The organism is Rhodococcus sp. IEGM1428, assembly GCF_050321865.1.
GTDB lineage: Bacteria > Actinomycetota > Actinomycetes > Mycobacteriales > Mycobacteriaceae > Rhodococcoides.
The window spans coordinates 329,079-353,050 of sequence record NZ_JBNQFW010000005.1; the positions used below are offsets into that span (position 1 = coordinate 329,079).

The window sequence follows — 23,972 nt, forward strand, 5'->3', positions numbered from 1 at the left end:
TCGGCAGAGCCGCCAAGACTTCGTTCGGCGGGCTAGACGCTAAACATGACGGGCCAGACTCAAGTGGACTGGTCCGTCGCTTGAGCGTCCGTGGGCTTCCGCGAACATTTGGTCGGCGGCGGTCCTGGTGCGGTCGTCGGCGTTCGGCCACAGAGGGGCGTATGTCGAGAGCGTGACGTTCGGCGAGCTGTGGCCAAGTGCGCGCTGCACGGTGATGACGTCGCAGCCGGCGTAGATGAGCCCCGACGCGTAGAAGTGGCGTAGATCGTGCAGGTGCCAATCCGGTTGTGCGGCCACCTTCTTGGTCTCTATCCAACGGTAGCCGACCGAGTTCTGATGCCACGGGTGACTGTTCTCGCCCGGGAGCAGCCAGCGGTCCGCATCGGTTCCGGGTCGCCACGTCGCGATGTACTCGGCGTGGCCATCTCCGCGTTGAGCGACGACACTCCATCACCCCGAACGGCCACTTGTCCCGCCGTCGAGCTTGCCGAACCCGCGACGCCCTCAGCGACAACCAACAACATTGCCGGACTACGAGACACCATCACCTCCACAGACGACGGACTCGCCGTAACGATTACTGCGCTCGCCGAAGGGCCATCGAGCAACCAATTCGACGGCACCGGAACCGGATACAGCAACTTCACGCCCACGTCCTTCGAGCTCCGCAACGTCGGAAACGACACCCTCGACGCAGCCGACTGGTATGCCGCGTATCTCAACTATGGCCCCTGCGGAGCCTCAGCCGAAGCCGAATGGCTCTCCGGCACGGTAAACGGCCTCCAAGCCGACGACCTCACAGGAAGCGGCCTCATCCCACCGGCGGCATCGTAACCGCAACTTTTGCCTACGAACTCGCCATCGCCGACCTCGCACCTGCAATTACCCAACAATCCGAATACAGCCCCACACCCCCCAACAACGCGCATCCGTCCTGCTCAAGGAAGGGCCGAACACTGGGAAAGACGCGTGCCCACCCGGTAGCGCGTTGCGCACGTACGGGCGCGCACGCGAGGCTGCCGCACAGGTAGGTCGCTGTCGCGTCTTGGTCAGTGTCGAACGCTAGGGTCTCCTCGTGGAGTGGCAAACAATCCTGACTGCGTTTGGTGTACCGGTACTGTCCTTTGCCCTGGCGTATCTCGGATCCAGGTTGTCGAAACAGGACGAGCGCACACGCTTGAAGGCCGACGTGGAGCTGTTGACAGCGTTGCCCGATTCGTCGGAAGCGAAAACCGCACTTGCGCAGAGCATCGACGACCGGTTGTGGGCTCTCGCCGTCGGCACGTCCCCAAGGATCAGTGCGGTTCCTCCCCAGCACGTAGCAAAGAGGGTGGCAAGCCAAGCTGCACTGAGCGGCTCGAACAGTTTTCTCCTCTGGGGTCTGATCGGGGCGTCGGCGTGGTGGGCCGGGACTGTTCTTGTGCGCGACATCGAGGCGGAGCCCGAGTTCGCGCTTCTCCGGGCGGCGACGTCTACGATCGGGTGGTTTGCTCTCGCGTCGCTCGCGCTGGCAGCCGTGTTAGGCGTCCTGCACTTGGTCATCGTCTTCTTGCCGGCACGGAGACCAAGCACGCAGGATTAGACGCCCGTGGACGGAAGTCGGCGCTCGCTGCCCACTGTCGGCAGTCTTGGGGATTGCTGCCGTCAAATAATTTGCTCTGGCCTTCGTGGACAACTCTCGTTCCGTGCGCTGTCGACCCTCAACAACATCACCTGCCGGACCGCGTTGGCAATTGAGGCCGCGTCACTGAAGCGACGTGCGCGCAACGGTTGGTATCCCTGCAGCCGATGGACGGGGAGACAGACCGTGTCACGCCGCCGTGGGTGACCGGGTGACGCACCGTGTCACGTCGTTTCCGACAGATCGGAAACTACTCATGGTGCCGGACTTACTCGTCGACCGCCCCCTCGATCGCGGCGGGTTGCTCGACTGCGGGGAGCGCGTCGGTGCCAGTAAACACGTGGACTGCGGACTCGACTTGTCCTGGGAGGGCGACGATGCCTCCGAGCGTGCCGGTGATCAGTCCGACGGCGGTGACGAATTGGCCGACGCGTTGGAGCGTTGTTCGGCCTCGTGGGGTTTCGGGCTGTCCGGTGTGGGTGAGGGTTCGGATGATGGCACCGTAGGCTTCGTCGCTGGCGCTGCGGAGTCCAGAGGTGCCGGTGAGCCAGGCTCGGTCGAGCGCGGTGGTTAGTCGAGCGATGTGGTCGAGCAATGCGACTTTCAGTGCGTTGGGGAGTTCGTTGCAGTCGCGGACGAGTTGCGCGAGTTCGACGGCGCGGTCGCGTAGGGCCGCGATGTCGTTTTGGTCAGCGGTGGGCGGGTACTGGGGTGAGATCCAGAATGCGGCGGCTTGCAGGCTGTGGAGGTCGGCTTCGTCGTAGATTCGAATAACTGTTGACGTTGCGCTCGCGAGTGAGTTCAAGTTGTCGAACGCTCGACGGACTTTGGGATACCACGCCGTGTAGAGCGAGTACTGGGGTCCATCGGTGGGCACATTTTGGTTTGTGGCGACAGCGGCGATCGCGTTCAGTGCCTGCTCGGGTAGTGCGGCAAGCGTGGCGAGGTTTCTGAAAAGTTCGTCCTGCCGATCGGTTTGGAAAAGGTTGGGGAGTGCCGAGATGAGCGCGACGTCCGGGTGAAGGTTTTGCTTCATCGCTGTGAGTGCGCCGTGCAGCCTGTGCGCTGGATTGTTGATGTCGGTCACCGGCACATCATTGCCGACAGACGTCACTATCGAGTTGAAGCGCTATTTGGCGGTGTGTCCGGTCGGTCGTGCCCGTGCGACGCCTATCCGGGGCGTAGCTAAACGACGCGTTGTCGACGCGATTCGTCACGTCCTTGTCGAAAAACGGATGCCCCCCGACCACCCGACGCTTCCTAATCGTCTGGGGAGCACATCCCAGAATCCTTGCTAGCTCTGCAGTCGTCACCAACGGTTCTATCGTCGCTATCTCGACGTCTTCGTGTGTGCCTTCAGGGCCGCGTCGAGTTCGTTCCATGGTCGAGCCCTCTAGTCCGTCTGTCGTCGATTCTGGTTCCGCCGATCGCGGAGCGAGCCGCCATCCCCAAAGCTATCGGTACTGAAAAGTCCTGTGCAACATCGAGTATCTAGCTAGACGGTGGACACTGACAGCTCGTGGCCGCTGAAGTGCAGTGCGGCCTCGTAGGGGTGACGGCATATGTCACCTCTACGGTATGTCTGCCGAGACACCTGTTGTCGCCCGTAACCCGGGGTTACAGGAGACACGCAGAGCCACCCCTAAAGCGGGGTTCGTAAGTTTCACGGGGACACGATGGCGCGCCCGCCGAACGCGACAGGCGGCATTTACAAGCCTCTTTGGTGTGCCACGAGCTCGGCGCTAACGAACACTCAACAACGCTACCGTCCCCCATGCCTGGCCGACCTTAACGCGCTAAAACGTGCCGACGGCTATCCGAGGTCAGTGGTCGGCCTCAGGTACCGGTACTGCCCTCGAATCCAGCTACCCCATCTGTTCGGTGGGCGCTCAGCGCGACCTAGGCTCCTCGCTGTCGCTCCGGCCGTCACCCTTGAGGGTTTCACGGACGGGGCTCGGCTCGGCTCGGCGTTCACTGCCTGTACGCAAAGGATACGCAGGCCTGTCAGTTGTACTCGGACGTTGCCAACCTGGCCAATTGGCGTAACCGCACTTCAGGCGCTTAGTTAACGACTACCGCATACAGCAAACGCCCAGCGATGAGTTCCGCTTCAACGTCTGACGGCATCATGCGCGTTGACCGGCTACGGCCCAGGTGACCAGTAGCCGCCGCCTTCTGCGCCGTCGGAGACGCAGAACATGTCGAATCCTTCCGGCGACACCGCGATGCCTCTGACAGTCGGATCGCATGCCGATCCTGCCGCCGCGTTGCTGTCGATGATCGGTGCGGACTGCACCCAGCGTGCGCTGGTCGACCCTGCATAGGTGCATTTGAGGAATGTGCCATCGGCGGAGGAGTCGTGATTGTCGGTGCTTGGATCGCACGGACCGTCCACCTCGGGCTGAGAGACGATGGGTACCTCGGCCGCGTCGACGGTGGTCTCCGCCGGAGGTAGAGGCGTCGTGGTGGACGGAGCCGTCAACATCGCGGTTGCCGGTAATGAGTAAGTCATGAATGTTTCGCTGGATGCCGAATTGCTCGGCGTGAGAGATCCGAACCCGTACAGGAAAGTCGCGACAACGAGCAGCTCGATCACGCCGATTGCCAAGCCAGCGATGGCAATTCCTCTACCAGCAGGTCGCCAGAAGGCCAGGATCCCGAACACTATCGCGACGGGAAACAGCCCAAGGAGAGCTGCCACCAGTGAGATCACGGCGTACGGGTTGACCGGTCCGGCGGCGCGATCATCGCCTTTGGTGAGATCTACGGTCATCGACTCGTTCCCCGTTCACGGTGCGGAAAGTCATTCGGTGCGAACGCTACAGGTATTGGCTGTGGGTACGAATCAGCCGTCGTCTGCGTGGAACATCGAAGTTGGCTACGCTCCGAATCAGACGATAGGAGAACGTAGATGGGTCTGCAGGAACTAGAAGCGTTGGTACACCAGACAGCTACCGCTGGAGAACCTTTCGAGCGTGGAGCCGATGAAGCGGAGCAGAAATATCTGTCCTCGCTAGCGGTCCGGCCGAATACGAAGCTGGTCTGTGAGGTCGGGTTCAATGCAGGCTTTTCCAGCTGGGCTTTTCTGTCCGCGTCACCCGACGTGACCGTCATATCCTTCGACTTGGCCGCGTACACCTACAGTGCCGCTGCGAAAGCTCATATCGACGAACACTTTCCGGGCCGACACATACTGATCCAAGGTGATTCGCACACCACCATTGCCGCATACGCGAAGGAACACCCGGAAGTGCGGTTCGATGTCATCTTCGTCGACGGTGACCATTCGGTGGAAGGTGCTCGCGCAGACCTCGACGATCTGCGTGCGCTCGCTACCGCCGAGTCGGTGGTCGTCATGGACGACATCACCCCGTGGCTCTGGTTCGGTGAAGGACCGACCCAAGCGTGGCAGGAAGCAGTCGACGAGGGTCGAATCCTGCGCACAAGCTACTTTCGCGACGGTGAACCTGTCGACGAGGTGACCCCGCCGGCAGCCCGTGCCTGGGCCGAGGGCCGCTACCGGTTCTGACGCGACGTTTTGGGCAAGAACCGCAGGACTGCAGTCACGCATCGCTCATTCGAGCCGGAGCAGCCCCGCGGCCGTCTCTCTGAATCCGCATCCGGCAGAGTAGAACTCGTGTAGGTGTGGTTCGTAGTCCACATGTACCCACTCGATCCCTGACCCTCGCAGATCCGCGACGATGCGCGCTACGAGGGTCGTTCCGATGCCGCGCCGTTGCAGCGCGGGGTCGACAACGGTGTCGAGGAGGAAGGCATGTCTGCCTCCGTCCCAGACCGCGTGTACGAACCCGCACAGCTGGCCGTTGGTGAACGCGCCCACCCACGATTTACTATGCGTGTCCAGTCGGGCCCGCCACGAAGTGAGTTCGTACTCTCCGCCGAATGCTCGGTGATGGAGCTGCGACAGCTCGGCGTCGTCGACGGAAAAATTTACCTGGTAGTCGAGAGATTCGCTCACCGATGGATCCACTCCTCTGGGTAGTACATACTCAGCGACCGCCACTCCGAGAGTCCGACTGCGAGCAGATCGCGATCGACTGTGTTCGCTCACTTCGGCTGGTTTCACCATCGATCTCAGGCCTGACAATGGCAACTCGACTACGTTAGTTCTTTCCCCGCAGCTTCTTCTCCAACGGCGTCGGGAACGACGGGACCACCGCGGTGCCGTCGAGCAAGGTGGTGAGTCGTTCGGTCTCGGCTGCAACGGCTTTCGACACCGTCGAGCCGACGTCCTCCAGTAGCTCGGTGACCACCTCGCCAGATCCGTTCACGGCCCAACCCCCGACGATGCGACCCCCGGACCAGATGGTCGGACCGATGTTGCCGAAAGTGTCGAACAGCGGTGCCTTGTGCTCGCCGAGATACCAGGCGCGATGTTTCCATCCCATCGGTGTGGGATCCAGTGCGGGCAGCAGTATGACGCTCGTGCCGGCGGGCTTGTCGAAGGTAGTGCCGGTCAACATGATTCCGTCGCCTTCGGTCAGTTCGACCGCCACTGTGTCCAGGCGGGACGCTGCACCACGAGTCTGCGTCTTGTTCCACCCCGTCCACCATTGCAGGTCGTCGAGCGTCGCTGGTCCGAATGCTTCGAGCCAGCGTCGGGCAAGCTCTGCACGTGCCTCGGTTTCGTCGAGATCAGGAATCCCGTCCGGCCACCAGTGGCCGATCGGTGCCCACGCATGCCGCCGAGAAGTCCATGCTCCCCGTGGCTCGACGCGCACCAATTTTCCTTCGGCGGCCATCATCACCAACACCTCGGAGGTGACGTATCGCCTGACGTCGTACACCTTGTCGGTGGTCGGTAGCAGCGCCGTCTTGAGGCCGGGGACCACTGCAGACAGCTCCGCCCCGGTGGCGGTGCCCATCGAGTGCAGCGCCGCCCCGGTCTCCTCTTCGGTTGCTGCAAGCCAGGATTCGACATTGTCGATCACGGGTTCGGTGGGCAGTGTCGAGACTTGTTTGACCAAGCGCGCCCGCATCGTGCGCGCAACCCCGAGACTCGCGCCAGCATGAATCATCGGGACGTCGTCGTGTGCGACGACGAACATCGTGCGCCGCATCGCCATCAGGCGGACGAGGCTCCGGCGTTCGTACATCGCATCGCGCACATCGGACAGTCCGAGAGATCGAGCACGCGCCAACACCGAGAGATACACCGTCGCCGGGTCGGTGGCATGCAGTGCGAGCAACGACGACACAACGTCGTCGGCAGTCGAGGCACGGGAGAAGTGCTGCGCAACGAGCCGGTGTCGCCGTTGGGCGTCGGTGATCTTCACGCGATCAGTGTGACGGCTGCTGAGGCGTGGGGCCGACAAAACCGGTGAGAAGAGCGTCGGCGATGGCGTTCATGCCGTGCGCGCGGGCATCAGCGGCAGCACCGACGTGGTCGTACTCGACCAGCTCGAAGGAGACCGTCCAGCTGCCTCTGTCGTGATAGTCGAGTACTGCGTAGCGCGCATGCGGCGACCCGGATTCCATGACGTGCGGGTAGGGCTGATCGTCGTCGTACGCGGGGGTGCCGACGCTGCCCGGATTGACCACGAGTGTGCCGCTGGGAAGCGTCCACTGTCGCTGCAGATGGGTGTGCCCGCAGGCGATGACAGAGCGGTCCGTGAAACCTGCTGCCCGGTCGAGAATTTCGGCCTCGGTTGCCTCGCGCGAGCCGTTGGCGTCCACCGAGTGCAGGAAGTATTGCTGATCATCGGTGGGAGTGCCGTGCACTGCAAGAATTCCGTGACCCAGCTCGAGTGAAAACGGCAGCGAGCCCAGCCACTGTCGATGCTCGTCGGCGAGTCGATCATGGGCGTGCCGATCCCAACTACCCATCGACTCGGGATCCTGCTCGAGCAGATAGCGATCGTGATTTCCGGCGATGGTGGGAAAATTCAGCGCCATCAGCCGGTCCGCAGTCCGACGCGGATGCAGTCCGCCGGACAGCAGATCGCCGAGGTTCACCACCGAGTCGACGCGTTGCCGGTCGATGTCGTCGACGACGGCGTCGAGCGCCGCGATGTTGCCGTGAATATCGGCGATGAGAGCTACCCGCACCACCACAGGATCGCAGCGTGGGCATACGACTGCAACACCGCATCCTCGGCGAGCGTTGGAGATCTCGCCCTCGGATCTTCGCCTTCGGTGGGTGATTTCTCCATAGACCCTCGCCCAGTAGGTCCATAGTGTGGTCCAGGTCACTTTCGCTCCATGGAAGGCCAAGCCCATGCCTGCAGTCACGTCGAAGCCCGAGATCGAGACGAGGGTGGTCAAGAAGGTCGCCCGACGCATCATCCCGTTTCTCGGGTTGGCTTACTTCGTCAACTATCTCGATCGCACCAACATCGGTCTCGCCAAGCTGACCATGAGCGACGAATTGGGCCTCACCGAAACGATGTTCGGTCTGGCGTCGGGGCTGTTCTTCATCGGTTACCTGCTGTTCGAGGTGCCCAGCAATTTGGCGCTGCACAAATTCGGTGCCCGACGGTGGATCGCCCGCATCATGGTGTCGTGGGGAATTGTGGCCGCCGCCATGGCATTCGTGCCGACAGCAGGGTGGCTGTACGGGCTGCGAGTGCTCCTCGGTATCGCCGAGGCCGGCTTCTTCCCCGGCGTGTTGCTGTACATGACGATGTGGTTTCCGCGCGCCTACCGAGTCCGTCTGATGGGCCTGTTCATGCTGGCACTACCGGTGTCGTCGGCGCTCGGTGCGCCCCTGTCCAGTGCGATCATTCAGTACATGGACGGGCTGTTCGGACTGTCGGGGTGGCGGGTGATGTTTCTCCTCGAGGGCATTCCTGCGATCCTGCTCGGAGTGGTCACCTGGTTCTATCTCACGGATCGACCGTTCCAGGCGAAGTGGCTCACTGTCGACGAGAAGGCCTGGCTTACCACCGAATTGGAGTCCGAGGACGCTGTGAAGGACGGGCACATCAGCGGCTCGGTCAAGCGCGCTCTCGGTGACGTCCGGGTCTGGATGCTCGGCCTGGTGTATTTCGGCATCACCTACGGTCTCTACTCCCTGAGCTTCTTTCTGCCCAGCATCGTCGCTGGATTCAAGCAGACGTTCGATACCGACTTCTCACTCGTGACAACGGGTCTCATCGTGGCCGTGCCGTTCGCAGTGGGCGCAGTGGCGATGGTTCTCTGGAGTCGACACTCGGACCGGACGGGCGAGCGAACCTGGCACGTCGCGATCCCCACCCTGATCGGTGCGATCTCCATTCCATTTGCGCTGTACATGGATTCACCGTTCACCACCATGATCGCGGTGACGGTCAACGCGGTGGGCGTGTTCTGCGCGCTTCCCGTTTTCTGGTACCTGCCCAGTACGTTCCTCACCGGAGCGGGCGCGGCAGCGGGAATCGCGATCATCAACTCGGTCGGCAACACCTCGGGCTTCGGTGCCCCATACGTGACGGGGTGGCTGCTCGACGCTACCGGCAACGCCAAGGCCGGTTTGTGGGTCGTCGGCGGCGTCATGCTGATGGCGGTTGTACTGGTGATCGTGCTGCGTAGTCGAATGGGAGTCCGCTCCGAGACCAATACGGAAGTGCCTGTGGCGCACTGACGAACGGCTGCGTAGTCACGAAGCGGAGCATCTTCTACACAGCGGGATCCAGTCCCCGCACCGAACACCGGACATACTCGACGGATGACAAGTCGTGGGCGGGTCCGGAGCTGGGAGATTCTCGGGATGGAGGGCGTGATCGATTCCGACGACACCCCGGGCGGAAGTTGGACGCCGCGGGCATCCGTCGCTGTTCACGGACCTCCTGTTCTGACTCCGGGCGAGGAGGTGGAGTTCGAGTGGCAGCACCAGGCAGAACCTCTGTACGGGCACAGCTTCTTCACAATTCGCGCGTGGCCCCTGGGCACCGAGCCGGTCGCACAGTCGGACCGTCCGACGTCCGGTGCTTGGGATATTGCCCCTGACGGCACCGTCACCGAAGTGACAGATCTGGATTGGGAAGAACCGATTCGGGTTGGAACGTGGTCCGTCGGAGTGGTGTCCGGGTGGAACGGCGAAGAGGGTTGGGGCGTCATCGATTCCGAGGACACTCCAGGTGGATGCTGGGCATTCTTCAGTGCCCTTCATCCAGACGAAGTCATCGACTCTCGATCGGTAGGAGGTTTCAGCATCGGTGGAGGTGAGTCCAATCTCGAAGTAGGCGAGCAGGTCGACTTCGAGTGGGAGCCTGCTATCGATCAGGACGGCTATCGGTTTCGTGCGATCAAGGTCCGACCGCGTCGCGAGATTCCGCCGTGGCGGGTCGAGCGATTCGAAGGCTGAGCGGCTCCCACCCGCACGGGCGGTTGGTCGAGGGGCGATGTCATCGCCCGCTTCGATGGGTCACGAGAACTTTCTGGCTCCGCAGCCTGGGGCAGTTCGTCGGAACATGGCTGTTGCGGATCCGATGACCGCCATAGGAAGAGCGAGAACAAGCAAGTTCCAGTAGGAGTCATGTGTCACGGACGCGATTCCGGCGACGAACAGTACAACGAGGGCGGTGACGGCGAACCAGGAAACCCACTGACGCATTGCTATTGCTGCCACCGCAGGTGGCGTGGCCAGCAACAGCCCCACGACAACCAGAGGCCACACCCCAAGCACGTCGATGGCTCGGTCATCGCAGTGGTAGGAACCGCCCTCGCCGATCTTGGAGCACGACATCGACACGTCGGACATTGTCAGTGACAACCCGTTCCACACGGTGAAAGCCAACGCGGATATGGCGAGCGCCCACCACACCGACCGCAACATGCCCGCAGAGTAGCCTCCGTACGTGGACGAACGGAAATGTCAACGCCAGTTCGTACGAACCCTGCACTGGTCGAAACGTGCGGACTTCCTGTTACTTACCCGAATATCAGGATAATTCGACGATTGTGACGCCGTCTATCCTGGCTATCGAGCCGCGACCTGTTCACCGTCGACGCGGATCGTGGGAAGCCATGTCGCCAAGGTGCGGCCGAGCGTGGCGACCATGCGCGGTCCGAAGACACACAAGGTGCGTTCCCATGGGTGTCCGAATGTCCCTTCGGTGAATCCGTCTCGCGCGAAGATATAGTAGTCGCCGTTCGGGTGGACGGGGACACGCCATTCGGCGTTCTCGGCCGCATCGGCGTGCGCTTCGGCGTCGAATCTGTAGCACGGGTGTTGCCAGTCCAGGACCACGAAGGTGGGGTCGTCCGAAAACTCGGTGACGAAGCAGCGCAACGCTTCCGCGTTGATGGCGTCGGCACGGGCAGACCACGAGGCCGTCGTGCGGACGGTATGGGCGTCCAAGTCGAATGTCATGGAGGGTGCAGGCTCGGCAATGGCCGGCCACGACTCAGGTTTGGTCCCAGGCCGAAACCCGAACTTACTGTTGAACGCCGACCAGTGCTGCGTTTGCTCAGTTCGGTCGAGTTCGGTCCACCCGATGGGTAACGTAGATCCGAAGTCCATGGTCAGCTTGGTCGTCATCGGTCCATCGTTCCAGGCCGGGAGACTGCGCGAGGACGGCGGCGGGAAGGGGAGGCGAGTACATGTCGCTTGCGTTGTGTGCCATCACGTTCGCTGTTCTGTTCCACATCGTGGCAGCTCGAATCGCATCTCGAGAAAACTATGGCCGTAGGCTACCCGCGGTGAACGGCTCGTATCCGGTCAGACCTGCCCGGCGTGCCCGCCGCGCCCAGGCTGCCGGATGGATTCTGAGTATCTTCGGAGCGATACAGCTCGGCAATCATTTCTGGCTGACCGAGCCGTGGTTGGCGATGGGTCTTGTGGTGGCCGTTCTCTTGCTGGTCAACGGCCTGCCGAGTCTGCTGGTGACCGCGCTGCACAACGGCAGTCTGCGTACGCAACAGTAAGGCCATCAGGACGCGAACACCTTGCCCGGGTTCAGGATTCCGTGCGGATCCAGTGCCTTTTTCACCGCGCGGTGCATGTCCAACACCACCGGATCGAGTTCTTGCACCAGACCGTCCATCTTGAGCAGTCCGACTCCGTGCTCGCCGGTGACGGTACCGCCGAGTTCCAATGCTGCGTCGATGATCTCGGTGAAGGCGGCCTGTGCGCGCTCGCGGGCCGGAAGGTCGTCGTGCGGAGTGATGAGCAACGGATGCAGGTTTCCGTCACCGGCGTGTGCGATGTTGGCGATGGTCGTCTCGTAGCGAAGACCGATCTGTTCGATGCGGGAAAGCATCTCGGGTACGTGCTTCTTCGGCACGCACACGTCCTCGGTCAACACCGGACCCAGGCGCTCCATCGCTGGATACGCCAACCGACGGGCCGCGAACAGCGCGTCGGCCTCCTCCTGATCGGTCGAGACCGCAGACCACGTGGCTCCGGCCTCGTCGAAGCACGAGAGCATCTTCTCGGCTTCCTGGTCACCGATGAGTCCTGGATCGTCGATCCGCCCGAGCAACACCACATTTGCCTCGACCGACAGACCCATGTTCTTCCAGGCATCGACGGCGATGAGGCACTGCTTGTCGATCAATTCCAACGCAGACGGCGTCAATCCGGCGGCGGCGACCGCGGCCACGGCACGCCCGGCGTCGACAATCGAATCGAAATAGCCGGCGACGGTCCGCTGCGGATCCTGGAGCGGGCGCAGCTTGAGGGTCACCTCGGTGATGATGCCGAGGGTGCCCTCCGAACCGACCATCAGACCCGCAAGATCGTAGCCAGCAACACCTTTCGCGGTCCTGCGCCCGAGCCGTACCAGCTCTCCGGTTCCGGTGACCACCTGCATCCCCATGACGTAATCGCGGGTGACGCCGTACTTCACGCAGCACAGCCCGCCCGCGTTGGTGGCAACGTTGCCGCCGATGGTCGACCACGGCGCGCTGGCCGGATCCGGTGGGTACCAGAGACCCTGCTCGGCGACCGCCGCTCGCAGATGATCGTTGACCACTCCCGGCTCGACGACGGCGTATCGCTCGAGCTGGTCGATCTCCTTGATCGCATCCATGCCGTCGAGGGCGAGTACGACACATCCCTCGGTGGCGTTCGCGCCCCCGGACAGTCCGGTGCCCGCCCCGCGTGTGACGACGGGTGCGCCATGGGCCAGGCATGCACGAACGACAGCCTGCACTTCTTCGGCGCTACGGGGCCGCACGACGGCAACAGGCACCGCAAACGGTGCCCATTCCGCCTCGTCGTGCTGGTACGACGCGATGACGTCGGGATCGACGACGACGCGGTCCGCGGGGAGAGAGTTCGACAACTGTTCGACGAGCGACATGTCTCGACTCTAGCTGTGACCTGGATCTCGGCCAATGTAGGTTTTCTCTATGTCGCCCGTGAAGTCATGGATGGAATTGCTGCTGGCCGATGCGTCCATCGACGAACTGGAAGCCCACCGTCGAGCACATCCCGGTGCCGAGGCGCACGCGGCCTCGAGGCTGCGCGCGTTGCTCGATCAGCGAAAACAGCGCAGCACCGAACTCTCGGCGCTCAACGACATCGCGGTGCGCCTGACAACCGTGCGAGACAATCGGATTCTGTTGCAGGAGGTGGTGGACCAGGCGCGCACACTTCTGGGCGTGGATCTGGCCTACATGGGTTCGGTGTACGGGAACGAGTTCGTCATCGAAGTCACCAGCGGTGCACTGACGCCGAAGCTCGTGGGCATCAGGCTCGCGCAGGACGAGGGGCTGGTCGGCCTCATCGTGCGCGGTGCCTCGCCGTCGTGGACTCCCGACTATCAGAGCGAACCTGCCTTTCGGCACATCACCGGCGCAGACAGCGCAGCGCGATCGGAGAACATGCGCGGCTTGTTGGGCGTACCGCTGAGGGTGGGCGACCGTGTGATCGGTGCATTGTTCGCGTGCAAACGGTCGGAGCGGGACTTCGCAGACAGTGAGATCGCCCTGCTGTCGGCACTGGCCGCGCACGCGGCCATCGCCATCGAGAACGTTCGGGCGATCGACAAACTCGAAACCCTCAACGCCGAGTTATCTCTTCGCACGGCGGAATTGGAACAAACACTGCAATGGGACCGCACGTTGACGCAGGTCGTGCTCCAAGGGGGCGGGGTGCGGAGCCTGGTTCGGGAGGTCGCTGCGGCCACCGAACGCCCGGCGTATTTTGTGGCAGATGTTGGGTCCGTGCCGGCCGCTCTGGAGTACACGGCAACCACGGTCGAAACCCTCGTCGACCGATGTAGGGCGGGTGCGGAAACGGCCGTCGACGACGCGATGACCGCTCATCGGGTGGTGGCTGCGGGTCACTTTCTGGGGGTGTTGATCTCCGTCGGACCCGAGGACCATCAAACCCGTTTGCTTCTCGATCGGGCCGCACCGGCCATTGCGCTGTCACTGGCCGAGGAGCGGGCCGCAGCGGAATCTGCACGCCGCGCGCAGGACGCCTTTCTGGTGGATCTGCTTCTTCATCCCATCTCGTCACCCGATGACGAACGCAGGCAGTTCCACCGTGCCGGACTGACGCCGGACGTGACGTACTGCGTGGCAGTGGGGCAAGGGAACGCGTCGAGAGCCGAGTTCGAAGCCATTGCACTACCTCCGGGATCGGTCGTGGCGGAGCAGGGTTCGAGGGTTCTGCTCGTCGTGCCGGCCCGAGAATCCGCTGCCGTTCGCCGCATGATCAACACCCGTGCGACGGTAGGAATCTCCGAGCCCGCGCGAGGTGCCGACGCCCTGGCAACGGCATTCCGCGAGGCGCAACAAACCGTCGATGTTCTGACGACCCTGGGCAGGGACGGTGAAGTGTCCTCGGCCCGCGGTTTGGGGATCTATCGAATCCTGCTCAGCCACATGGCCCGTGAGCACTTGGACGAGCTCACAGAGGAACTGCTGGGCCCTTTGATGGCGGAGCAGAACAAGCGCGGGGTCCCGCTGATGGAGACGTTGTCGACGTATCTGGCCCACGGACGGCATCATTCGGCTACGGCATCGAGTCTGGGTGTGCACGTCAACACGCTCTACCAACGACTCGAGGCAATCGACCGGCTGATCGGTACGCAGTGGCGCGACCCGGACGACGCTCTCGATCTTCAGGTGCTGATGCGGTTACGAAGATCGGCCGATCTGCTAGGTCTGTGATCCGAGCGAATCGGTGCTCGTCGGATAGCGTCGGGTGATGGCAGTCGACTTTTCGTGGTCTCAGTTTCTGTGGATAGTCTTCGTTTTCGTCGGTGTGCCGTCGACACTCTGGGCTCTGTTGCTGTGGGCCCTGTTCAGGAAGCGCCGGGAGAGAGCGGGGACCGGCCCGCTCGGCCTGTGGGCCACCGGATCGATAGCTGTCGCATCGGGTTTCGCCTCGTGTGCGGGCTGGTTGAGCTGGTCTGCCGATCAACGTGGTGCGTTCCGTGGACCCGGGCTCCCGGCCCCGAACGCGTTCCCGACCTGGCAAGTGGCCGCGTGCGGGGCGACGGTGGTGTTGCTGTGCCTGCTGGCCGCGCATCTGTCGCGATGGTCGAATGCCGGCGGACATGTCGCTGCGCTGGGCACAACCGCTGGGTTCTCGACGGCGTTCTGCATCTCTGCGAGCACCGATGTCACCGGGCAATCGGGCGTAGGTGTCATTCTGTGCATGCTCGGCTGGGGGTTCGGCTTGACCCTGTTGATCCTGATTCGGAACACGTCTGCAAACCTCGTGCGAAAACGTCCGACAGGCGAGAAGTAATCGACGTCAGATCTCGATTCCCGTTGCCTCGACCACGCTGGCCCACAGAGCATCTCGCACGCGAGGTGAATCTCCGCGCCAGGAGGGGTAATGAGTCGGGCGCGGCGCACGGTCGTGCCAGAATGTGCCGGTGCTGGTCAACGCGGGATCGGCTGCCACGAGCCAGACGATGGTATCGGCCCCGTCGTCGGCGCTGCGTAGAATCGGCTTCATCACCGAACCGAACAGCGGCATGGAGCCGGTGACCCCGGGAGTCGACGCCCAGCCCGGGTGCATGCTGTGCACCACCGGATCGTCTTCGAGCGAAAAGCGTTCGGCCAGTTGCTCGGCCACCACCACCTGCATGCGCTTCGTGCGAGCGTACGCCGTCATGCCGGAGTACTTGCCGTTCTCGTACTCGAAGTCCGAGTTCTGCAGCGGCACCGCATACATGCCGCCGCTCGAGACGAACACAACTCGTGATCCGGCGTCGAACAGCTCGCGCAATCCCACCGTCAGCGCGACCGGTCCGAGAACATGGGTGGCGAAAGCGGATTCGTGCCCCTGCGCCGACAACTGCCGCTCGTCCGGCATCACCCCGGCGCAATGTACGAGCGCGTGCACCGACGTGAGTTCGGACGCCAGAGCCGCGATCAACGCCGCCACGGAATCGAGGTCGCTGATGTCGCACTCGTGCACCACGAGAGAGGCGTCGGGCACCTCGGTTCTGATGGCCGCGGCGGCGGACTCGAGTCGGTCGGCGGATCGGCCGACCAGGTGCACCCGTGCCCCGAGCCGCGCGAGTTCTTTCGCAGTGGCGGCTCCCAAACCGGACGACGCGCCGGTCACCACCATGTCTATGGGGGAGGGGAACGGCGTCGGATCCGCAGCCCAGAATCGTCGACGCACCGTCGCACCGATGCGGGAGTATCCGGGAACGATTGCTCTGTCGAGGATCGTGTCGACCGTGCGGCTCAGCAATGACATGCCGCTCTGATACCCCGCGGTAACCGGATGTATGCGCGTCCGCACGCTGGGGTCGATGCCAGAATGAGTCCATGGTTCACCCCGCCGTCTCCGACGTCACCCGCGAGATCCTCGCCGAACTTCCCGCACACCGACGCGAGACGTTCGAGTTGCGTCTCGAGCAGTGGTTTCCCGATCTGCACGACGCGGTCACCGCCGTCTATCCCGATCCCGACGCCGTGGCGGCCGGACTTGTGGACATCGCCGCTCGCGCCTATGCCGCCCGAGCCGAGGATCTGCACAGGCTGGACCAGCGCCGACTGCTCGAGCCCGACTGGTTTCAGCAGCCGGACATGTTCGGCTACGCCTGTTACGTCGACCGGTACGGACGGACGCTGCGCGGCGTGGGTGAGCGGCTCGACCATCTGACCGACCTCGGTGTCACCTACCTGCACCTGCTGCCGTTGCTGCAGCCCCGGCCCGGCGACAACGACGGCGGATACGCGGTGATGGACTACCGCGCCGTGCGAGAAGATCTGGGCACCAACGAGGATCTGCGCACCCTCGCGCAGACGCTGCGTCAACGCGGCATCAGCCTGGTGGTCGACCTGGTTCTCAATCACGTTGCTCGCGAGCACGAGTGGGCTGCCAAGGCTCGTGCCGGTGATCCGAAATACCGTGACTACTTCTTGATCTATCCCGATCGGACCACTCCGGACTCGTACGAGCGCACTCTCCCCGAGGTATTTCCCGACTTCGCTCCCGGCAGTTTCACCTTCGACGACGAGCTCGGGGAATGGGTGTGGACGACGTTCAACGAATGGCAGTGGGATCTGAACTGGGCCAATCCTGCTGTGCTGCAAGAGTTCGCGAGCGTCGTGCTGCATCTGGCCAACCTGGGGGTGGAGGTGCTGCGCCTCGATGCCATCGCGTTCCTGTGGAAGCGGCTCGGCACCAACTGCCAGAATCAACCCGAGGTGCATGCGGTCACTCAGGCTCTGCGCGCCACCGCTCGACTGGCTGCTCCGGCCACGTTGTTCAAGGCCGAGGCGATCGTCGGACCCCGCGATCTGCTGCCGTACCTGGGTCAAGGGCGGCACACCGGACGAGTCTCGGACATCGCCTACCACAACTCGCTGATGGTGCAGGTCTGGTCGATGTTGGCAACGGGCAGTACGGCTTTGGCGCGTCACGCGTTGGCGTCGCTGCCCCCGACGCCGCCGAGTGGAACCTGGGTGACCTACGTTCGCTGCCACGACGACATCGGCTGGGCCATCGACGACGGCGACGCAGCGTCACTCGGACTTTCGGGCGCAGGGCATCGGCACTTTCTGGCCGACTGGTACTCCGGCGAATTCGAGGGCTCCTGGGCCGAAGGCCTGGTGTTCCAGTACAACCCCGACACCGGGGACCGCCGGATCAGCGGAACCGCGGCCGCGCTCACCGGCCTTGGCCCGTCCCGCCTGGATCCCGACGGCGCGTTCGGGCGAATCTTTCTGGCGCACGCCATCATTGCCGGTTGGGGCGGCATTCCCGTCGTGTGGAGCGGGGACGAGCTCGGCTCCCCGGGAGACCCGAACTGGGCAGACGAACCGGCTCATGCCGAGGACAACAGGTGGGTGCATCGCCCCCGCGTCACCGACGCCGACCGCGCCGGTCGGTTCGAGCAGGGGAGCGACGCGCAGCGGGTGTTCGACGGTATCGCTCGAATCGCGAAGGTGCGCGCCGGTCTGCCGATGCTCCACGCCGAGGCTCCGGTGGACGTGCAGACCGAATCGGACGACGGTCTGCTCGTCGTGCGCAGGCGTCATCCGAGCGGCACCCTGGTCGCCCTCTACAACGTAACGGCCGACCATCGACCCTTTCCCCACGCGCAGCTGATCGAACTCGGCATCCCGGCTCCGACGGAGGTGCTCTCGCAACACGATCTGCACGTCGACGACACCGGATCAGTGTGGTTGCCCCCATACGCGGCGTGGTGGATCGTCGACAGCCCTCTGCGCTAGAAGGAGCGTTACCGTGACCGGGCTGTTACCCTCCCCGAGACGGTCGGTCGATACGAACAAGGGGACAATCTCCATGCTGCATGCTCGGATACGAAGTCTGGTGCTCGCTGTGGTGGCGGTATTGGTGGCCACGATGGCAACGGTGCTGATGGGGACCGGTGTGGCAAGGGCCGATTCCGAGCTCGTCTACGTCTACTCGCCGTCGATGGACAAAGACATCCCGATCAAGGTGCTCAAAGCTGCCGGTGGGGGACCCGCGCCCACCCTGTATCTGCTCGACGGGCTGCGCGCGCCCGAGGACAACAGCGGTTGGCTGATCGAGACCGACGTCGAGAGCTTCTTCGCCGACAAGCACGTCAACGTGGTCATCCCGTTCGGCGGCGGCGGAACCTTCTACTCCGACTGGCAGCGCGACGACCCCAAGCTCGGACGGGTGAAGTGGGAAACCTTCCTCACTCAGGAACTGCCGCCCGTCATGGCCGATCGTTTCGGCAGTGACAACGTCAACAATGCCGTCGCAGGACTGTCGATGAGCGGAACCTCCGCTCTCAACCTGGCCGCGCATCGTCCGGATTTCTACAAGGCGGTGGCATCGTTCAGCGGTTACCCGACCGCGAGCAGCCCCGGATTTGCGCAGGGCATCTCGGTGGCCGTCGGCGAGATGGGCGGCAACGCTCGCAACATGTGGGGCAGCTGGCCGTCCGCGGACTGGATCCGCAACGACCCGTCCCTCAACGTCGGCGCGCTGCGCAACACGGCAGTCTTCGTCTCTTCGGGGAGTGGCTCACCGGCTACCGACCCTGTGTTCAACCCGGCCAGCAGCAGCTTCGACCCGGTCAAGTTCGCGCAGATGGTTCCGCTGGAGACGGCCGCCGGCATGAGCAGCCGTGCATTCGTTCCGTTGCTGCAGGCCGCAGGCGGTCGACCCAACGTCAAGATCACCGGTACCGGTGTGCACTGGTGGAACCACTGGGAGCAGCACCTGCACGAGGCATGGTTCGAGACAATCGCCCCTGCGCTCGGCGGCTGATAGTTACTCTGTCGCCATGACGCCCCCGAGAATCACCGTCGACTACACGGTGCTGGACTGCCCGGAGCCCGCTGAGCTGGCTCGCTTCTACAGCACCATCCTCGGCTGGGGATCGGTGGACGACGACGGCGACTGGGTGGTTGTCCATGGTCCCGGTGAACTTCGCCTGGCGTTTCAGCGGGCACCGGACTTCACCCCGATCGACTGGCCGAGCGAGGGCATCAAGATTCATCTCGACCTGGTGGTCGACGACATGGAACAAGCACGGGACTTCGTCGTCGACGCGGGGGCGACACTCATCGACCACGCGCAGTCCTCGTTCTGGGTGTACCGCGATCCCGCTGGACACATCTTCTGCTTGTGCAAAAGAAAATGAAGGAACCGTCATGGCCAGCGAAACCCACCCGGTACTCGTCGAGCGATCGGCCCTCGTCCGGGCCGACGCCGCAACCGTGCACGGACTGATCGACAACTTTCACGAGTGGGTGAAGTGGTCGCCCTACGAGGGACTCGACCCTGGTTTGCAGCGCACCTACACCGGTCCCGACGCTGGGGTGGGGGCGTCGTACTCGTGGTCGGGTAACCGCAAGGCCGGTGCCGGGACGATGACCATCACCGAGTCGATTCCCGCTGAACGGGTGGTGCTCGATCTTGCGTTCACCAAGCCGTTCAAGAACCGGAACGTCACAGCGTTTCTGCTCGAGCCTCACGCCGACGGAACCCGAGTGACCTGGCGAATGTCGGGAAAGCAGAACAAGCTCTTCGCTCTGATCGGAAAAGTGTTCTCGATGGACAAGCTCGTCGGACCGGATTTCGAGAAGGGCCTCAGGCAGCTCGCGGCTGTGGCCGAGAAGGGCTGAATCCGTCCTCGAGGCGGTCTGCCTGCTCGCTCAGCCAGCGCGCGAGTACCTGGCATCCGGTGAGTTCGCCGTCGTACGGTTCACGCGCGTACGCGATATGGCGACCGCCGCCGGGGTTGGCCCACTCGAATCGGTGCCAGCGCATCGACTGTGGCAGATAGCCGGCCACCTCGGTGGCCGCGGTGCGGAGGCGTCGAACATCCTTCACCCACTGGGAGGGTCGCAGGCGAGTCCGGGTCGCATTCTGGAAACTGTTGCTGCGCAGCAAGGTCCACAGTTCGCGCAGCCAGATTCTCGGGGTGCGAAACGACATCCAGCGGGTGAGGTCGGCGATGTCGCGAATCAGGCTGTCGTCGCTGGCGTTACAGATCATGTCGGTCTCGAGACCGATCCACCGAACCGGAATCGACCCGGGCAGAGCCGGGCCCGTTCCTGCGACCCCTCGTCCAGCGCATCCGCTCACCGCGCCGGCCGGTTGCTGGGGATCGGACACCAATCCCGCAGCGACGATTCGGGTGCCGTCGATCGTTCCGTCGGCGACGAGTCCGAGCACCTCGCGCACAACGGTCGCACCTTGGGAATAGCCGATCAGCGCGATCGGCCCGGTGGTGCCTTCGACTGCGCGACGGAGGCGTCGAACGCCGATGTCGGCACTGTGCCGGAAGCACAGTCCGCCCAGTGAAACAGGACCGTACGACGCCGGGTAGCCGACCCATCGGCCGACGAAACGGTCGTCGAGTTCACCGACCACGCAGGCGAGCAGTCCGGTCACCGACGTCCGGTGGTCGGACGGATGCGATTCTCCGGTACCCCCGACGGCGAGGACGGTGACGTGGTCCTGGTTCATGGTCTCGAGTCTGGCGGTCGAACCTGAGCTCGTCGCCCGGCAAATGCTGAGAACTGTCTGGCAGTTCGGTCCCGATCAGGTCAAGGCAGCGCGCACCTGTTCGAGGGCACCTCGTAGCAGCGCCTCGTAGCGGTCCGGGTCGGGTACGGCGGCGCTGTTGGACGTGATTCCGATGGTGACGGTAGTGCCGATGCCGTGTACTCCGTGGGTCAGGCTCATGGCGGGGGAGAGGGCGGGAAAGCCTGCGGTGAACCGGACGCCACCGCCGCAGAGCGTCAGATCCGCATTGCCGCGCGAGACGCTGGACACGACGGTGTTGCCGGTGACCGTCGGTGGCGTCGCGGTCGGATCGAACTGCGCGACTCCCCATTCGGCCAGAAACGCCGGCACGTGTGCTTCGACCTCGTCTTGGGAGGCGCGGGCCGCCTCCGTCAGTGGGTGACTGGCGCGAACTCTCCGTGCGGCCAGGTCGTCCGAGATGAGGAGCATGCGTGTGCGAATATCCGGCTCTGCGGTGAACAGTCCGACTCCCACGTTGCCGAAGTTGTTGCGCGCGGGCCCACGCGTCTGTCGCGCGAGGGTCACCTCTGCGGCCAGATCGCCTGGAGTGTCGAGAAAGGCTTGCAGTGCAATCGATATGGCGGTGAGTGCGAACGCGGTGACCGTGGTGCCCTCGGCGTGCAGATCGGACTTCGGAAGAACGATGGTCCGCACGGACGTCCGGCCGGTGGGTGGTACGTCGAGGGTTGTCAGGGCCCGCGACCGAGCAGGCGGCGGGATCGAACCCGAGTCGGTGGCTCGCCCGAGGGCCAGCGCGTCACGTCGAGCGCGTAGACCGCCGCGAACCATCAGCGCCACGCGCAGCGGGAGGGCTGCAGCGGCACGCACTGCGAACGCCAGTTCGGTCCCGGTGGAACGCGAGGTGCTCTCGGTTGCGGGCGGGAGTCGATGTGTGCCGAAGAGGTCGCGGGCGGTCTTCGATGCCAGGGCCCCGTCGGCCGCTGCGTGCGAAAGTTGAAGTACAGCAACGATAGCCGGTCCTGTTCCGCCAGGAGCGTCGGGGACCTGCGAATACAGCTGCAGGGACCACACGGATACTCGGGGGTCCACCTGATGCTCGAACGACGCCGAGATCGCATCGAGGCATTCCGACCAGGTGCGTGGTGTCCGGTGAACGATGATCGCGTCGGTGCGCGGATACGCGGACGTCCATCGGGGATAGTCCAGCCCGAGAGGCGCGTCGGTGACGTGCCGGCGCAGTACGTCGATGCGAGCGCTGCGTTCGAGCAGTCGCACCACCTCGGCATCGACATCATCTGGCCCGGTGTCGAAGCAGTACAGCAGAAACTGGTCGCTGGGTATCTTCGACGCCATCCAGTACGCCCGTGCATCGGCCGGGTGCAGACGCATCGACTCGGGGCGATTGTCGTCGGGGCGATCGCGGGGCACACGGTAGAGCCTAAGCGCCGCGGCGGGACCGGGCCGGTTACGAACTGACCAGTTCGGTTCTGTGAACTCTCACCACCACGGGCCGAGGACTTCTTCGGTTGCCTCGGCGATTACTCGCCGAATCCCCGTTAGCCTGGGTCGATGCATCGCCTCGCCCTCCGTACGCAACGCCGCGAACCGGCATGGTCGGTGTCGTGACGCCCAGAGTTGCTTCGGGCTATCGGGCAGGTCTGCGTTCCTCGACCAACGCTGCCGCCTCGGCCGACTACGTCACCGACATCTCCTACACGGAGTACGGCTCGGCGGCCTGCACCCTCGGGGTCGCGTCGGACAACACCGTCTTTCTCGCCCCCGCATTCACCGTCGACGGGATCGGTGTGTTGCGGTCGTCGGACTTCGGAAAGTCATGGCGCGCATCGGTTCCGGAGGGCATGCAGAACGGTGGACGTCGGCCGTATCTGTACTTCGACGATGTCGACGACCGACTGTTTCTCCATGCCGGCACGTTCGGCGCGGCACCGCAGCGCCTGTTTCGGACGGGATTCGCTCTCGGGGTCAGCGACGACCGAGGTGAAACCTGGCGCATCCGAAAGGTGGCGTCCAAAGCCAGAACGAACGCGAAAATATTTGCCGGCCCACGTAATTCGAGCAGTGGGAGGGTGACGTACCTGTCTGCTCCGACGCCGTTCGCGCTACGCGTGCGACCGCTGATCAACGTGACCCGTCAGGTGATCTGGCGGTCCTACGACGGCGGCGTGAAGTGGGAAGTGGCCGGCGGATTCGACATCGATCCGAAGAACATCCCCGGTCTACCGAGCCGCGAGTACGTCACGTTCGGCAAGGGCGTCGTCGGCCCGGATGGAACGGTCTACATCGGCGGCCGTTACGGTCGACGGTTCGCTGTGGCAGTCAGTCACGACGAGGGTCTGACCTGGGATGTCCGCATGGTCCCCGGGTCGGCACTGGCGAGGTATCACAACCCACTGCATTTTCTGCTGCTCGGTTCGCGCTATCGGCTGCCGGAGTCGACGGCGGTCGACGACGAGGGCAACGTCTACGTGGTGTGGCCGGACCGCGACGGAGTGCTCCATGCCGCCTGGTCCTTCGATGGAACGGTGACCTGGTCGAGGCCGGTGGTCGTCTCCGCGCCCGGAGTGCGCGATGCCCGACTCGCGGCCATCACCGCCACCGGGTCCGGGCGAGTGGGCATCGCCTATTACGGGCGTGAGCGAGGGCGCGCATTCCACGGGTTCATCGCGCAGTGTCGTGACTTTCGCACCGGCCGCCCGGTGTTCGTCGGCGGCAAGTACAACGAACCCGACTCGCCACTGTTTCCGCACGGCTTCCGCGGTGGCGTCAAGGATTTCGCGTTGGGACACTCACTCGACGACATCGTTCGGGTGCACTTCGCCCCCAACGGTGACCTGCTCACGGGAGCCGCGATGCAGATGCTAGGAAGGAACCGGCAGCGTCCGTGGGCGGTGCGCTCGGAACGCACCGAGATGCAGGCAGTACTGGGAAGGCTGGGCCGAGCTGTCGAAGCTTGAGTAGCGAAAGGCCCTGCAG

25 protein-coding genes are annotated in these 23,972 nt (G+C 63.8%); 13 read left to right on the forward strand and 12 right to left on the reverse strand.

The window, feature by feature from the left end; genetic code table 11:
- Positions 1-39: 39 nt before the first annotated feature.
- On the reverse strand, positions 40-408 hold the full coding sequence (locus ACQR3T_RS22715) for a tyrosine-type recombinase/integrase (RefSeq protein ID WP_428694972.1): 369 nt from the start codon (positions 406-408) through the stop codon (positions 40-42).
- On the opposite strand from ACQR3T_RS22715, the gene ACQR3T_RS22720 reads away from it, so the two are divergent.
- Both ACQR3T_RS22720 and ACQR3T_RS22725 read left to right on the forward strand, forming a co-directional pair.
- The gene (locus ACQR3T_RS22720; RefSeq protein ID WP_428694900.1) at positions 346-834 is read left to right on the forward strand and encodes a hypothetical protein; all 489 of its coding nucleotides are present in this window, start codon (positions 346-348) and stop codon (positions 832-834) included. The genes ACQR3T_RS22715 and ACQR3T_RS22720 overlap by 63 nt on opposite strands.
- A 241-nt stretch (positions 835-1,075) precedes the next feature.
- A complete protein-coding gene (locus ACQR3T_RS22725) occupies positions 1,076-1,582 on the forward strand; it encodes a hypothetical protein (RefSeq protein ID WP_428694901.1) in 507 nt (168 codons plus the stop codon).
- A 307-nt stretch (positions 1,583-1,889) separates the two neighbouring features.
- On the opposite strand, the gene ACQR3T_RS22730 is transcribed toward ACQR3T_RS22725, so the two are convergent.
- The gene (locus ACQR3T_RS22730) at positions 1,890-2,708 is read right to left on the reverse strand and encodes a hypothetical protein (RefSeq protein WP_428694902.1); all 819 of its coding nucleotides are present in this window, start codon (positions 2,706-2,708) and stop codon (positions 1,890-1,892) included.
- Positions 2,709-3,764: 1,056 nt separating this feature from the next.
- The gene (locus ACQR3T_RS22735) at positions 3,765-4,394 is read right to left on the reverse strand and encodes a DUF4190 domain-containing protein (RefSeq protein ID WP_428694903.1); all 630 of its coding nucleotides are present in this window, start codon (positions 4,392-4,394) and stop codon (positions 3,765-3,767) included.
- Positions 4,395-4,532: 138 nt separating this feature from the next.
- Between ACQR3T_RS22735 and ACQR3T_RS22740 the strand changes: the two genes are divergently transcribed.
- The gene (locus ACQR3T_RS22740; RefSeq protein ID WP_428694904.1) at positions 4,533-5,150 is read left to right on the forward strand and encodes a class I SAM-dependent methyltransferase; all 618 of its coding nucleotides are present in this window, start codon (positions 4,533-4,535) and stop codon (positions 5,148-5,150) included.
- A 45-nt stretch (positions 5,151-5,195) separates the two neighbouring features.
- On the opposite strand, the gene ACQR3T_RS22745 is transcribed toward ACQR3T_RS22740, so the two are convergent.
- The 3 genes from ACQR3T_RS22745 to ACQR3T_RS22755 form a co-directional block, all read right to left on the reverse strand.
- Positions 5,196-5,600: a GNAT family N-acetyltransferase gene (locus ACQR3T_RS22745; protein WP_428694905.1), complete on the reverse strand. Its 405-nt coding sequence runs from the start codon at positions 5,598-5,600 to the stop codon at positions 5,196-5,198.
- Positions 5,601-5,745: 145 nt separating this feature from the next.
- Complete coding sequence (locus tag ACQR3T_RS22750; protein WP_428694906.1) at positions 5,746-6,918, reverse strand: winged helix DNA-binding domain-containing protein; 1,173 nt, start codon at positions 6,916-6,918, stop codon at positions 5,746-5,748.
- A 4-nt stretch (positions 6,919-6,922) separates the two neighbouring features.
- On the reverse strand, positions 6,923-7,690 hold the full coding sequence (locus ACQR3T_RS22755) for a metallophosphoesterase family protein (RefSeq protein ID WP_428694907.1): 768 nt from the start codon (positions 7,688-7,690) through the stop codon (positions 6,923-6,925).
- A 169-nt stretch (positions 7,691-7,859) separates the two neighbouring features.
- Between ACQR3T_RS22755 and ACQR3T_RS22760 the strand changes: the two genes are divergently transcribed.
- Positions 7,860-9,203 carry an MFS transporter gene (locus tag ACQR3T_RS22760; protein WP_428694908.1) on the forward strand — a complete coding sequence of 448 codons (1,344 nt, stop codon included), beginning with the start codon at positions 7,860-7,862 and terminating at the stop codon, positions 9,201-9,203.
- A gap of 84 nt (positions 9,204-9,287) precedes the next feature.
- Positions 9,288-9,926, forward strand: coding sequence for a hypothetical protein (locus ACQR3T_RS22765; protein ID WP_428694909.1), 639 nt, complete (start codon positions 9,288-9,290; stop codon positions 9,924-9,926).
- A gap of 60 nt (positions 9,927-9,986) precedes the next feature.
- Here ACQR3T_RS22765 and ACQR3T_RS22770 read toward each other — a convergent pair whose 3' ends face one another.
- Both ACQR3T_RS22770 and ACQR3T_RS22775 read right to left on the reverse strand, forming a co-directional pair.
- Positions 9,987-10,397: an ABC transporter permease gene (locus ACQR3T_RS22770; protein ID WP_428694910.1), complete on the reverse strand. Its 411-nt coding sequence runs from the start codon at positions 10,395-10,397 to the stop codon at positions 9,987-9,989.
- 144 nt (positions 10,398-10,541) lie between these two features.
- Entirely contained in the window at positions 10,542-11,102 is a 561-nt protein-coding gene (locus ACQR3T_RS22775) for a DUF2716 domain-containing protein (protein WP_428694911.1), read from the reverse strand.
- Positions 11,103-11,263: 161 nt separating this feature from the next.
- Between ACQR3T_RS22775 and ACQR3T_RS22780 the strand changes: the two genes are divergently transcribed.
- A complete protein-coding gene (locus ACQR3T_RS22780) occupies positions 11,264-11,488 on the forward strand; it encodes a hypothetical protein (RefSeq protein ID WP_428694912.1) in 225 nt (74 codons plus the stop codon).
- 5 nt (positions 11,489-11,493) lie between these two features.
- Here ACQR3T_RS22780 and ACQR3T_RS22785 read toward each other — a convergent pair whose 3' ends face one another.
- Positions 11,494-12,867, reverse strand: a complete 1,374-nt coding sequence (locus tag ACQR3T_RS22785; RefSeq protein ID WP_428694913.1) for an FAD-binding oxidoreductase — start codon at positions 12,865-12,867, stop codon at positions 11,494-11,496.
- Positions 12,868-12,937: 70 nt separating this feature from the next.
- Between ACQR3T_RS22785 and ACQR3T_RS22790 the strand changes: the two genes are divergently transcribed.
- Both ACQR3T_RS22790 and ACQR3T_RS22795 read left to right on the forward strand, forming a co-directional pair.
- Entirely contained in the window at positions 12,938-14,686 is a 1,749-nt protein-coding gene (locus ACQR3T_RS22790) for a GAF domain-containing protein (RefSeq protein ID WP_428694973.1), read from the forward strand.
- A gap of 37 nt (positions 14,687-14,723) precedes the next feature.
- Positions 14,724-15,269, forward strand: coding sequence for a hypothetical protein (locus ACQR3T_RS22795; RefSeq protein WP_428694914.1), 546 nt, complete (start codon positions 14,724-14,726; stop codon positions 15,267-15,269).
- A 6-nt stretch (positions 15,270-15,275) separates the two neighbouring features.
- Here the strand turns inward: ACQR3T_RS22795 and ACQR3T_RS22800 are convergent, their stop codons facing one another.
- Positions 15,276-16,235 carry an SDR family NAD(P)-dependent oxidoreductase gene (locus tag ACQR3T_RS22800; RefSeq protein WP_428694915.1) on the reverse strand — a complete coding sequence of 320 codons (960 nt, stop codon included), beginning with the start codon at positions 16,233-16,235 and terminating at the stop codon, positions 15,276-15,278.
- Between the two features lie 71 nt (positions 16,236-16,306).
- On the opposite strand from ACQR3T_RS22800, the gene ACQR3T_RS22805 reads away from it, so the two are divergent.
- The 4 genes from ACQR3T_RS22805 to ACQR3T_RS22820 all read left to right on the forward strand — a co-directional run bounded on the left by ACQR3T_RS22805 (position 16,307) and on the right by ACQR3T_RS22820 (position 20,110).
- Positions 16,307-18,220, forward strand: coding sequence for an alpha-amylase family protein (locus tag ACQR3T_RS22805; protein ID WP_428694916.1), 1,914 nt, complete (start codon positions 16,307-16,309; stop codon positions 18,218-18,220).
- Positions 18,221-18,293: 73 nt separating this feature from the next.
- Entirely contained in the window at positions 18,294-19,250 is a 957-nt protein-coding gene (locus ACQR3T_RS22810) for an alpha/beta hydrolase (RefSeq protein ID WP_037171606.1), read from the forward strand.
- A 16-nt stretch (positions 19,251-19,266) separates the two neighbouring features.
- Complete coding sequence (locus tag ACQR3T_RS22815; RefSeq protein ID WP_037153490.1) at positions 19,267-19,626, forward strand: VOC family protein; 360 nt, start codon at positions 19,267-19,269, stop codon at positions 19,624-19,626.
- A 10-nt stretch (positions 19,627-19,636) separates the two neighbouring features.
- Entirely contained in the window at positions 19,637-20,110 is a 474-nt protein-coding gene (locus tag ACQR3T_RS22820; protein WP_037171602.1) for an SRPBCC family protein, read from the forward strand.
- On the opposite strand, the gene ACQR3T_RS22825 is transcribed toward ACQR3T_RS22820, so the two are convergent.
- Positions 20,076-20,957 carry a PE-PPE domain-containing protein gene (locus ACQR3T_RS22825; RefSeq protein WP_428694917.1) on the reverse strand — a complete coding sequence of 294 codons (882 nt, stop codon included), beginning with the start codon at positions 20,955-20,957 and terminating at the stop codon, positions 20,076-20,078. The genes ACQR3T_RS22820 and ACQR3T_RS22825 overlap by 35 nt on opposite strands.
- A 75-nt stretch (positions 20,958-21,032) precedes the next feature.
- A complete protein-coding gene (locus ACQR3T_RS22830) occupies positions 21,033-22,406 on the reverse strand; it encodes a WS/DGAT domain-containing protein (protein ID WP_428694918.1) in 1,374 nt (457 codons plus the stop codon).
- A gap of 194 nt (positions 22,407-22,600) precedes the next feature.
- On the opposite strand from ACQR3T_RS22830, the gene ACQR3T_RS22835 reads away from it, so the two are divergent.
- On the forward strand, positions 22,601-23,953 hold the full coding sequence (locus ACQR3T_RS22835) for a sialidase family protein (RefSeq protein ID WP_428694919.1): 1,353 nt from the start codon (positions 22,601-22,603) through the stop codon (positions 23,951-23,953).
- The last annotated feature ends 19 nt before the right edge of the window (positions 23,954-23,972 follow it).